This is a genomic window from Streptomyces sp. NPDC005574 (assembly GCF_040605435.1).
Taxonomy (GTDB): domain Bacteria; phylum Actinomycetota; class Actinomycetes; order Streptomycetales; family Streptomycetaceae; genus Streptomyces.
On record NZ_JBEXCW010000041.1, the window covers coordinates 60,176 to 71,255 of the forward strand.

At 69.4% G+C, this 11,080-nt stretch carries 9 protein-coding genes; 3 read left to right on the forward strand and 6 right to left on the reverse strand.

Annotated features, from left to right (window positions below; all coding sequences use genetic code 11):
• The first annotated feature begins 119 nt into the window (after positions 1–119).
• Positions 120–1,046: a helix-turn-helix transcriptional regulator gene (locus ABZT03_RS24800; protein WP_356042712.1), complete on the forward strand. Its 927-nt coding sequence runs from the start codon at positions 120–122 to the stop codon at positions 1,044–1,046.
• Between the two features lie 21 nt (positions 1,047–1,067).
• Here ABZT03_RS24800 and ABZT03_RS24805 read toward each other — a convergent pair whose 3' ends face one another.
• From ABZT03_RS24805 to ABZT03_RS24830, 6 genes are all read right to left on the reverse strand, one after another.
• Entirely contained in the window at positions 1,068–1,838 is a 771-nt protein-coding gene (locus ABZT03_RS24805) for an antibiotic biosynthesis monooxygenase (protein ID WP_356042714.1), read from the reverse strand.
• Positions 1,839–1,942: 104 nt separating this feature from the next.
• Positions 1,943–5,251, reverse strand: coding sequence for a S8 family peptidase (locus ABZT03_RS24810; protein ID WP_356042716.1), 3,309 nt, complete (start codon positions 5,249–5,251; stop codon positions 1,943–1,945).
• A 164-nt stretch (positions 5,252–5,415) separates the two neighbouring features.
• Complete coding sequence (locus ABZT03_RS24815; RefSeq protein WP_356042718.1) at positions 5,416–6,102, reverse strand: ABC transporter ATP-binding protein; 687 nt, start codon at positions 6,100–6,102, stop codon at positions 5,416–5,418.
• A gap of 80 nt (positions 6,103–6,182) precedes the next feature.
• Positions 6,183–7,643: an ABC transporter permease gene (locus ABZT03_RS24820; RefSeq protein WP_356042720.1), complete on the reverse strand. Its 1,461-nt coding sequence runs from the start codon at positions 7,641–7,643 to the stop codon at positions 6,183–6,185.
• Between the two features lie 158 nt (positions 7,644–7,801).
• Entirely contained in the window at positions 7,802–9,052 is a 1,251-nt protein-coding gene (locus ABZT03_RS24825) for an Ig-like domain-containing protein (RefSeq protein WP_356042722.1), read from the reverse strand.
• A 220-nt stretch (positions 9,053–9,272) separates the two neighbouring features.
• Positions 9,273–9,629, reverse strand: a complete 357-nt coding sequence (locus ABZT03_RS24830) for a hypothetical protein (RefSeq protein WP_356042724.1) — start codon at positions 9,627–9,629, stop codon at positions 9,273–9,275.
• Between the two features lie 109 nt (positions 9,630–9,738).
• Between ABZT03_RS24830 and ABZT03_RS24835 the strand changes: the two genes are divergently transcribed.
• Together ABZT03_RS24835 and ABZT03_RS24840 are read left to right on the forward strand one after the other, a co-directional pair.
• Complete coding sequence (locus ABZT03_RS24835; RefSeq protein ID WP_356042726.1) at positions 9,739–10,077, forward strand: hypothetical protein; 339 nt, start codon at positions 9,739–9,741, stop codon at positions 10,075–10,077.
• 41 nt (positions 10,078–10,118) lie between these two features.
• The gene (locus tag ABZT03_RS24840; RefSeq protein WP_356042728.1) at positions 10,119–10,940 is read left to right on the forward strand and encodes a hypothetical protein; all 822 of its coding nucleotides are present in this window, start codon (positions 10,119–10,121) and stop codon (positions 10,938–10,940) included.
• Positions 10,941–11,080 lie beyond the last annotated feature (140 nt).

Below are 11,080 nucleotides of genomic sequence, written 5' to 3' on the forward strand. Positions count from 1 at the left end.
ACGCCGTCCAGCCTGCCCGAAGTACCGGACTTCACCCAGCCCACGCCTCTGCCTACGTTCGCTGTGCCTACCACCGGCGGGGTCAGGCTCGTGGACGTACGACCGTGAATACTGGACGTATGGACGAAACGCCCGCCCCCCTGTCCGAGCCCGCGAACACCGGCACGGCCCTGGACCGGCGCGCCGAGCTCAGCGAGTTCCTGCGCACCCGGCGGGCCCGGCTCAAGCCGGAGGACGTCGGGCTGCACGGCTTCGGGCGGCACCGCCGGGTGCCGGGGCTGCGCCGGGAGGAGCTCGCGCAGCTCGCCGGGGTGTCGGTGGCGTACTACACGCGCCTGGAGCAGGGCAACGGGCGGAACGTGTCGGCGGAGGTGCTCGACTCGATCGCCCGCGCGCTGCGGCTCAGCGACGCCGAGCACGCGCACCTCACCCACCTCGCGAAGCCCAAGCAGCACAAGAAGAAGTCCTCGGCGCGGCCCCAGCAGGTGCGCACCTCGCTGCGGCAACTGCTGGACACGATGGACGGCGTCCCGTCGTACGTCGTGGGCAGGCGCACCGAGATCCTGGCGTGGAACCGGATGGCGGCCGCGGTCTTCGGCGACTGGTCGGAGCTGCCGCCCGCGGAGCGCAACTGGGCGCGGCTCGTCTTCCTGCGCCCCGAGTACCGCGACCTGTTCGTGGACTGGGAGCAGAAGGCGATCGACATCGTGTGCGCGCTGCGCATGGACGCGGGCTGCCATCCGGACGACCCGCGGCTGTCCGCCCTGGTGGGCGAACTCTCCGTGAAGAGCGAGGAGTTCCGGCGGCTGTGGGCCACGCACGACGTCAAGGAGAAGAGTCACGGCGTCAAGCTGCTGCACCATCCCCTGGTGGGTGAACTGGCCCTGCGGTTCGAGTCGTTCCGGCTGCCCGACGACGGCGAGCAGAGCATGCTGATCTACCACGCGGAGCCGTCCTCGCCCTCGGCGGAGGCGCTGCGGCTGCTGGCGAGCTGGGGCGCGGACGCCACCCGGTCGGGGACGGGCAGGCCGGCGCCGTCGGCGTGACGGCACCGTCCGCGGCCCGGGTCATCCCCGGTACGGCGGCATGGCCCCCCAGGTCCACCTCGGCACCGGCTGTTCCGCCGGGGGTGTCGCCCCGGGGCCGGAGAAGTGGACCGCGAGCCGGGTGCCCCACTCCACGTAGGCCAGGAACGCCGAGCGGAACTCGGCGTCGGCCGGCAGGCCGGCCTCGTCCGCCGCGTCCTGGATCAGCTCGACCCAGCGGCGGCGCTGCGCCTCGGTGATGTTCTTGCCGACGTGCTTGGCGACCATGTGGCCGTGGCCGCCCTGGGTCTCCGAGTAGGCGGTAGGCCCGCCGAAGACCTCGCCGAGCCAGAGCGCGACATGCGCCGCGTGCTCGGCGGCCAGACCCTCGAACACGGGGGCCAGCAGATCGTCGCGCAGGACCTTCTCGTAGAAGACTGCGGTGAGCCGGGTGAACGCCTCGGCGCCGCCCGCCCAGTCGTAGAGGGTCGGTACGGCCGAGCCCGTCCCCCGCACGGCCGTCGGCTTGTAGTGGCGCATCTCCTCGATGTCGCCGGTGTAGGGGCGGATCTCGGCGAGGAAGTCGTCGAACAGTTCCGACTTCCGGAAGCCCTCCAGGTGGGCCTCGCTCGACGTCCAGGTGATCCGCAGGATGAAGTGCTGGAAGTCCTCCTCGCTGCGCGCCAGCTCGTAGTCGAGACACTCGGGCGCCGCCGCGAGCAGCGCGCCGGCCCGGGTGTAGGCGGCGAGGAACTCCGCCGAGCGGTCCTCGGGGATGCGGTAGCGGATGTACTCGACGGTGTGTGTGGTCATGGGTTCACACAAACACGAACGGCCCACCGGAGGCGGTACCTCCGGTGGGCCGTTCGCTCACGGCCTACCGACCGTCGCGGGGTCTGCGCCCCGCGGCGGTCGTCCTACTTGCCGTAGTAGGCGTTGTAGATCGAGACCGTCGACTTGTTGCCCTTCTTGTCGGCGATCTTCGCGTGGAAGGAGATGGCCTTCCCCTTCGCCGGGTTCTTGACCTTGATCTTGCCGTTGACCACGGTGACCTTCTTCCAGGTCTGGCCGTAGTCGTAGGACACGTACACCGCGAGCGACTTGAGGTTGCTGCCCTTGGCCGCGCCCTCGACGACGACCGGGAACGTGACCGTCTTGCCGGCCTCGACCCGGTTGTCCAGGCCGGTGGTCGCCGCGAAGCGGGCGACGGAGACGGGCAGCTTCACCATGTCCGCGGTCTTCTTCGAGCGGAACGTGAAGCTCGTGTCGACGCGGGTGGAGGCCGCCGCGATCCTGACGCTGCGCTTGACCGACGTCGTCAGCTTGTACGCGGCGTCGCCCGACGGGACCTTGAACTCCTTCTCACCGAACAGCGGGTCGTCGTTGGAGCCGACCTTGGTGCCGTTGCGGTACAGGGTCGAGGTGACCGAGGTGAAGTCGGAGGAACCCGCGTGGGTCTTGCCGTCGGCGAACAGCGGGATGTAGCCGGAGATGCTGTTGCCGTCGCGGTAGATGCCGAAGTCGGAGTTGAGGTGCGGTCCGAACACGGCCGTGTTGAACGTCTTCGAGTAGGTCTGGCCCGCCTTGAAGGTCTGCGAGGCGCCGAGCGTGTAGTACGCCTCGGAGATCGGGAAGCCGTCCGGGTCGACACCGCCCGACTGCTCGAAGTCCAGGCCCCACTTCACGCCGCCGGCCGTGGACAGGTACAGCGTCCGGGTGCCGGGGATGACCTGCGGAATACCCATGGACGACGCGCCGAAGCTCCCGGGCAGCCAGCCGGTCGCGGAGACCGAGCCCTTCTTGCCGCCGGCCCCGGAGCCCATGCCGACCTTCACCTTGGCGAAGTCGCTCGCCTTGTAGTGCTTGGTGTAGCCGGTGGCGAGCTGCTTGACCGCGGCGCCGGTCGTGGTGTCGTACTCCTTGGCCGCGCCGCTGCTCCAGTGGCTGTCCCACTGCTGGCTCAGCGAGCCGTCGGTGACCTGCGGACCGAGGTGCGCCGTGCGGAAGTTGGCGTAGGAATCCAGGAACCAGCCGAAGCTCATCCCGAGGTCGGGCGTGTCGATCGAGAACTCGGGCGACGCGAACTCCGACTTGGCCGCCGCGTCCGGAACGGTGATGTCGACCGGCTTGGCGATGCGCGCGTCCAGCGTGAGCGTCGTGTTCTTCGTGACGCTCAGCTTCGGACGGGCCAGCCAGTCGGCGCCCTTGCTGAAGTCCGCCGGGTCCACGTAGAGGCTGCTGTTGAGGACGTAGCCGCCGCGGGGCACGCGAACGGTGACGGTGCCGTCGGCGTCGTACGGGGAGAAGGACTTCTCCTTGGCGAGACCGGAGACGCCTTCCAGGTCGGCGTCGTAGTACTGCGCCGGCTTGCCCTCACGGTCGAGGAACTTCAGCGTGACGTCGTACGACTCCACCTCGCGCTGCACCGCGGCCGCCGTGCGCACGGTCTGGCCGGCGCCCGTCGCGGTCACGTACGCGGAGTACGCGCCGTCGGTGGTGCCGCCCAGCTTGGTGTTGGCGGTCAGGTCGACGGAGGCCTTGCCGCCCGCCGGGACCGTCACCGTGGTGGCGCCCAGCTTGAAGAAGCCGGCCGGAGCGGCCTGACCCTTCGGGTCGGTGGCGGCCACCGCCAGCTTCAGCGTCACGTCCTCGGTACCGAGGTTGCGGTACGTCAGCTGCTTGGCGACCGGCGTGTCGTCGGTGTGCGGCCACTGCTGGAGTCCGAAGCTCACCGACGAGGGGTCGGCGATCACGGACTGCTTGATGGCCTTGTCGACCTGGATGCGGCCCGAACCCTGCTCGAACGGCGTGTACTTGCCGCCCTTCGCGGAGCCGGTCAGCGCGCCCTTCAGCTCGGCGTACGTCCAGTCCGGGTGCTCCTGCTTGAGGATCGCCGCCGCGCCCGCCACGTGCGGGGTCGCCATCGACGTGCCGGAGATCGTGAGATAGCCCGGCGGCTTCTCCCCGACCTCCTGGTCGATGAGGCTGCCCGGGGCGGCCGCCGCGGTGATGTCCACGCCGGGCGCGGTCACGTCGGGCTTGATCTGCCCGTCGAGGCCGGGACCGCGGCTGGAGAAGGAGGCCAGCTTGTCCTTGTCGTCGACCGCGCCGACGGTCAGGGCCGCGGCCGCGCTACCCGGGGAGCCGATGGTCTGCTCGCCGAAGTCGCCGTCGTTGCCGGCGGCGATGGCGAACAGGATGCCCTTGGTCTCCGAGAGCTTGTTGACCTCGGCTTCCAGCGGGTCGATCTCCGGGGTGTCGCCGCCGCCGAGGCTGAGGTTGACGACGTCGGCGCCCTGCTCGGCCGCCCACTCCATGCCCGCGAGGATCTGCGAGTCGTCGCCGTAGCCGTCGTCGCTCAGGACCTTGCCGTTGAGCAGCTTCGCGCCCGGCGCCACGCCCTTGTACTTGCCGCCCGACTTCGCGCCGGTGCCGGCGGCGATGGAGGCGACGTGCGTGCCGTGGCCGAACTTGTCGGTCGCGTCGGCGGAGGTGGAGAAGTTCTTGGCCGCGATCACCTGGTCCTTGAGGTCCGGGTGGGTCGCGTCGATGCCGGTGTCCAGGACGGCGATCTTGACGCCCTTGCCGTCGTAGCCGGCGGCCCACGCGGTGGGGGCGCCGATCTGCGGCACGGACTTGTCGAGGCTGGCCTTGCGGACGCCGTCGAGCCAGACGTGCGCGATGCCGGAGGCCGTCTTGTCGCCGTTGGTGACCGCGTCCCACAGCTCGGGCGCGTCCTGCTTCGGCGTCTGGATGGCGTCCGCGTTCAGGGACTTGAGGTTCGTGCGGAGCTTGCCCGCGTCCCGGACGTCGGACTTGGTGGCCGAGGCGGCGCCGCTGTAGCCGACGATGACCTTCAGACCGTGCTTCTGGGACGTGCGGGTGGCGGCCTTGTCGAGCTCGGTGACGTCGAACAGGCGCTCGTCGAGCTTGCCGTTCGCGACCATACGGGCGACGTCGGCCGGTATGACGTAGGTGTGTCCGTCGGCCCTGTGGGTCTGGACGGGTATGTGCTCGCGCCCCTTGGCGGGCTCCAGGCCGACGACCCGGCCCTTGGTGTCGAGCACGACGCGGTCACCGGTGATCAGGGTGAGGCGGTGCTTCGACGTGAGTTGAGCCTTCGGAGCACTCGCCTGCTCGGCCTTCGCCGACGCCGGGCTGGTCATGCCCGCCGCCAGGGCCACGGCGGCCGCCGTGGCGATCGTGGCCGCGCATGCCTTTTTCACTTGTCTGCGCAAAACTCCCCCTCGTGGAAGTACCGGGCGACATTCCCCTTATTCACCCGGCCGGGGGAGCTTTCGCACGCGTGTACGCGCACCCCCCGGAACACGCAGTATGCCGGGGGGTGATCACCGACCTCAATAGACAGGTGCCTGCCAACGGCACCTTGTTACGCGTTCGTCGCGTTCTCCTTCACCGTGATCTTTCCCTTGCGGATCGTCGCGAGACGCGGGGCCTTCTTCGCGATCGCCGAATCGTGGGTGACCATGATGAAAGTGAGCCCGAACTCCTTCCACATGCGCTCCAGCACGTCCATGATCTCGTCGCGCATCGACTCGTCGAGATTTCCCGTGGGTTCGTCGCAGAGCAGGACCTTCGGCTGCTTCACCAGCGCCCGCGCGATGGCCACCCGCTGCTGCTGACCACCCGACATCTCGCCCGGCAGGTGCCCGAGCCGCTCACCGAGGCCGACCGACCGCAGCGCCTCCGCGGCCCGCTCACGCCGGTCCCTGCCCTTCACCCCGAGTGGTACGAGGGCGGTCTCGACGTTCTCCTGCGCGGTGAGCGTCGGGATCAGGTTGAAGCTCTGGAAGACGAAGCCGATGTTCTCGCTGCGCACCCGGGTGAGCTTGGCCTCGGAGAGTTTCGCGAGGTCGGTGCCGTCGAGGACGACCTCGCCCGCGGTCGGCCGGTCGAGGCCGCCGAGCATCTGCAGCAGCGTGGACTTGCCGCCGCCGGTGGGGCCCTGGATGACGAGCCGGTCGCCGTCCGCGATGGTCAGGTCGACACCGGCGAGCGCGTCGACGGTCTCCTTGCCCCGCGCGTAGCGCTTGGTGACGCCTCTGAGTTCGTACATGGTCCAACTCCTGGGATACGTGAAGGGGTTCGGGGCCCGTCGGCAGATCGCGACGGGCCCCGGGCCGGGCGGGGGCGCTGCTACTCGACGCGGCGCAGGGCGTCCGCGGGCCGCAGCCGGGAGGCGCGCCAGCCGCCGAAGGCACCGGCGATCAGTCCACCGGCCACCGCGAGGCCGACCGCGACACCGATGGTGGTGACGCTGACGGGTGCGGTGAGCGCGACGTCGAGCGTCTTGGCCGCGGCCTGCCGGCCCGGGCCGCCGAAGCCGCCGGGGCCGCCCGCTCCGCCGCCCGTGCCGCCGCCCAGCTGGGCCTGGAGGGTGGGGCTGATGGCGGTGACGACATAGGCGCCGGCCAGGCCGAGCGCGATGCCGAGGGCGCCGCCGACCAGGCCGTTGACGATGGCCTCGCCGACGACCTGCCGGGTGACGCGGCCCGACTTCCAGCCCAGCGCCTTGAGCGTGCCGAACTCGCGCACCCGGCGGGAGACCGCCGAGGAGGTGAGCAGGCCGGCGACCAGGAACGCGGCCACGAGCACCGCGATGGACAGCCACTTGCCGACGTTGGTGGCGAGGCTGGAGGCGGTGGACAGGGAGCCGGAGACGGTGTCCGCGAGGTCGGCGGAGGTGGTGACCGTCGTCCCCGAGATGTTCTTCTGGATGGTGGACTTGACGGCGTCGATCTTCTGCGAGTCGGCCGCCTTGACGTAGATCGTGGTGACCTTGTTCTTCGAGTCGCTGAGCGTCTGCGCCTGCCGGAGCGGGATGTAGACGTTGGCGGCCGCGTCACCGCTGTCGGCGGTCGCGATGCCGATGACCTTGTACTTCACGCCCTTGACGGTGACGGTGCCGCCGAGCTTGAGCTTCTTCTCCTTGGCGTACGCCGAGTCGAGGACGGCGACCTTGGCGTCGGTCTCCTTCGTCGTGAACGTACGGCCGCTGGTGATCTTCGACGAGGTCAGCGGGCCGAGGGCGGGCCGGGTGACGTCGGTGCCGAAGACGGAGTAGTTGTTGACGTCGAAGTTGGCACCGCCGCCCCGCACTTCGCCCTGCGGCTGGCCGGTGCCGCCGCCGTTGCCGCCCGGGGCGCCCTGCCCGCCGCCGGCGTTGCCGTTCTGCTGGAACTGGCCCCGGGTGAACTGGCCGCTGACCTTGAGGACCGTCAGGCTCAGGCCGCCGACCGCGTCGGACACGCCGGACTGGGTGCCGACCTTGCCGACGGTCGCGGCGGACAGCGTCTGGAAGCCCTGCACCATGACGCGGTCGGTGCTCTGTTCCTTGTCGGAGCCGTCGGCCTGCGCGTCGAACTGGAAGCGCGGACGGTCCGAGCTGCTCGCCTGGGGCTGGGCGGCCTTGGTGACCGTCATGTCGGTGCCCAGGCCGTACAGCGACTGGAGGACCTTGTCCTGGGCCTTGCCCATGCCGGACGACACGGAGCTGACCACGATGACCAGCGCGATGCCCAGCGCGAGTCCGGAGGCGACGACGAGGGCCGCTTTTCTACGGCGGCGCAGTTCGCGCCTCAGGTAGGTGAAGAACATGGCCGAAAGCTAGGCAGGCACCGTGATGCTTCGATAAGCCCGGCATAAGAGAACGATGAGAAGGCTGTGGACGACCCCGGAAACACCGATGCCGCCCCTGAGAGGGCGGCATCGGAAAACCGTGGGAAACCGGTCCGGAAAGGGGACCGGAGCGGACGTCAGACGGCCGAACCGGCCTTCCACTGCGCCCAGTCCATGTTCCAGCCGTTGAGGCCGTTGTCCGGCGCGACCGTCTTGTCACCGGTGTTCTTCACGACCACCACGTCACCGAGGATCGAGTGGTTGTAGAACCAGGAGGCGGCCGTGTCCGGGTCGTTGGCGCCCTTGGTGTCCGACAGGCCCACGCAGCCGTGGCTGGTGTTGACGCTGCCGAAGATGGACTTGGCGCCCCAGTAGTTGCCGTGCACGAAGGTGCCGGAGTTGGTCAGGCGGATGGCGTGCGGCACGTCCTTGATGTCGTACTCGCCCTTGCCGTCGTCGTCGGTGAAGCCCACGGTCGCGCCGTTCATGCGCGTCTCCTTGAACTTCTCCGACATCACCATCTGACCCTCGTAGGTCGTGTTGTCCGGCGAACCGGCGGAGATCGGGATGGTCTTGATGGTCTTGCCGTCCTGCGTGACCTTCATCTGCTTGGTCTTCGCGTCGACGTAGGAGACCTGGTTGCGGCCGGTCTTGAAGGTGACTGTCTTCTGCTGCACGCCGTAGACACCGGAGGCGCCCTCGACACCGTCGAGCGCGAGCTTCAGCGTGACGGTGGAGTTCTCCTTCCAGTACTCGTCGGGCCGGCAGTCCATGCGGTTGGCGCTGAACCAGTGGCAGACGACCTCCTGGCCGCTGCTGGAGGTGACGGTGACGCCCTTCTGGACGGCCGCCTTGTTGGTGATGGCCTTGTCGAAGTTGATCGACACGGGGTAACCGACACCGACGGTGGACCCGTCCTCCGGCGAGAAGTTGCCGATGAAGCTGTTGCTCGGGGAGACCGTGGTGAACGTGCCGTTCTCGTGGGCGGCGCGGCCGTCGGCGTCCTTGGCGGTCGCGGTCACCTTGTAGGTGGTCGAGCGCTCCAGCTGGGTGCTGGGCTTCCAGCTGGCCTTGTCCGCGGATATCTCGCCCGCGACGGCCTTGCCGTCGGCGGTCGTCATCGCCACCTGGGTGAGGGAGCCCTTGCTCACGGTGACGGTCGCCGAGTTGTTGATGGAGGCGTTGGTCGAGCCGTCCTTCGGCGTGATCTTGATCTGGGCCTCGGAGGTCTTCTTGGCAGCCGCCTCGTCGACCTTGGCCTGCGAGGTGTCCTTGCCTCCGTCGTCCCCTGAGGCGTCGGAGCCGCTGGAGCACGCCGAGAGCACCAGCACACCACCGAGCAGTGCGGACGCGACCGTCAGGCCCCTGCGCCGCTTACTGTCCGTCATCACACGCTTCTCCATCGTTGCCGATTTCCCCAAAAAAGCCCGAGCCCCGTTGACAAGACCTCAACGCTCCGACCGGTACGTCCCGTTCCACATTCCCCGCATGTGTGGGGCACACCACGTCCGCCGGGGCGGGTGGTGCGGATCTCGGTCCGTGCGCCCCCTGAGACGACGAAACCCCGGCCGGCGGTTGCCGCCCGGGGTCACGAACCTCCCGGACGCGTCAGCCGGCCCGGTCTTCGCCGGGTGCGTCCTCGTCGTACTCGTCGCCATCATCCCCGTCGAGATCCCAGTCCGGCGAATCCGGGTCGTAGTCGATCTGTTCGCTGCTCCAGGAAGCCTGCGCGAGTTCGATCCCCGGCACCTCGCTGACCAGGTCGAACGGGTCGACGAGGTAGGCCAGGGCCTCCGCGGTGTCTTCCGTCACAGCACTTTCGGCGTGTACCCGCTCATCGGCCGGCATATCGGTGTCACCCGCGATGCGCCGCAGCGCGGCCTTGGTCAGCGCGCCCTCGTCCTCGACCTCGACGACGAGTTCCACGCGAAGCCGTACAAAACGTGATGTCTCTTCAGTGCTCATGAGCGGAGCGTACGGCCCGTGGCTCCCGTGACTTTCCCGTGACCCGCGCCTTTCACTACCATCGGCCCACACGGCCAATTCGCCAGCACCACAAGGGGATCGATATTCCGTGTCATCCGCTCGCCGTCCACTGCTGACCGCCACCGCCGCGGCCACCCTGCTGGGTGCCCTGTGGTTCGTCCCGTCCGCGAACGCGACCGGGGACCAACCGGCGAGAACGGCATCCTCGGCGACCCCGTCCGCGCAGGTCACCACCCATGTCACCCCCGCCGTCACGACGCAGGCGCGGGCCGCTTCAACGGGCGCCGGAGAGGCGGCGGCCGGTCCCCGGCTGGCCGACACCGGCAGCTTCGACACCACGCCGTACGTCGTCGGCGGCACCCTCTTCCTGACCCTGGGCGCCGGGTTCGTCGTGTACTCGGTGCGCCGGGAACGCCTCGGCTTTTAAGTTGCTTGACGATTCCTTGACTTGGACCTCATAGTCCGTCCATGAAGAGATCATCGAGGGTTCGTGCGGCCGCCACGGCGGCTGTGAGCGTGCTGTCGCTCGCCCTCATCACGGGATGCGGCGGTAGCTCGAACGGCGGAGGCGGCGCGGAGGGCGCCGACAGCGCCGGGGCCGCCGGGAGTTCGGCCTCCGGCCGGCCGGCCGGTGCCGCGAAGGCGCTCGGCGCCGCCGAGTTGAAGAAGCTGATCATCGCTCCGGGCGACGTGGCCGGGTACCGGGTGGCGGCGGCGAAGGGCGGCCCGTCCAGGAGCGCCGTCAAGGCGGACAACGACAAGTGCCTACCGCTGTTGTACGTCCTCAGCGGCCTCGCCCCGGGCGACGCAGCGGCGGAGACCGCGCGCACGGCCACCGAGAAGCCGAAGCCCTCGGCCGCGGCCTCCACATCGGTGGACGACGCGTCCGGTCAGGACGTCGAGGACGCTCTCACCGACTCCTTCAGCCTGACCGTCACCACGGTCGCCCTGTCCTCCTACGACGGTGACGGCGCCGAGAAGGTGATGGGGAGCGTCTCCGACGCGGTCGCCGCCTGCGCGGGCGGCTTCACGGCCACCGCCGACGGGGAGAAGCAGAAGTTCACCGAGGTCTCCGCGGAGAAGCCCTCGGGTGCGGGGGACGCGTCGGTGGCCTTCGCCGCGACCGGCGCCATGGAGGACGGCGACACCGCCCCGTTGCACGGCGAGGTCGTGCGGCACGGCAACACCATCGCGTCGTACTACACGATCAACTTCGGCGCGATGATCTCCAAGAAGGCCTACGACGTGCCGGCCGCCGTCCTGGAGGCCCAGTCCGCCAAGCTCAAGTGACCACCTTCGGGGCCCCGTCGGAGGACCGGGCCCCGAACCCGCCTGGTGCCGTGACCGGAAGGGTTTGCCGGGAAGCTCGCGGCGTCCGGTGCGGTGCGTCGCAAGGCGGAGCATCGCCCGCGTACTGGATGTACTCGGGT